Genomic DNA, 442 nt, shown 5'->3' on the forward strand with positions numbered 1-442 from the left:
TATTTTTTTGTTTTCATACCTTTTCGTACACAAGATGGCTACACTATGTCTATTTCCTTGCAGAATACCAATCCTTTCTGGAGGCCAATCACTTACGTGGAACCGAAAAATTATCAATTACATTTATGTATTTCCATTTTGTATCTTATTATTTTTATGCAGGCAGTGGAGCAGTTCTTCAGGTGTGATTGGTTTTCACCATTACCTTTGAAGTAGATTCTTCTTTACTTTTTACTTGAGGGCGACTCAAGAGGCAGGTGAGTAAACATCTGATAGCCGGTCTGAGCATGGAAAAATCGTACCTCACCAACATGGTGTTGGGTAGCCCGCTCGCGGCACTTCCTCAGATATTCTTATTCCACATTCTCACACTCTTTCTCTTGAAAGCACGCAGCAAACCGTCAGCGATAGTTGCAGAAGAGATCACATGGTACAAAATAAG

1 protein-coding gene is annotated in these 442 nt (G+C 40.3%); it reads left to right on the plus strand.

Going from position 1 to position 442, the window contains the following annotated elements:
• Nucleotides 1–257: 257 nt before the first annotated feature.
• Nucleotides 258–442, plus strand: a 185-nt coding sequence (locus tag EJ063_RS21970; RefSeq protein WP_208640399.1) for a hypothetical protein, incomplete at its 3' end; no start/stop codon positions are given.

Origin of the sequence: Vibrio aquaticus, from assembly GCF_003970385.1 — a bacterium.
Classification (GTDB): domain Bacteria; phylum Pseudomonadota; class Gammaproteobacteria; order Enterobacterales; family Vibrionaceae; genus Vibrio; species Vibrio aquaticus.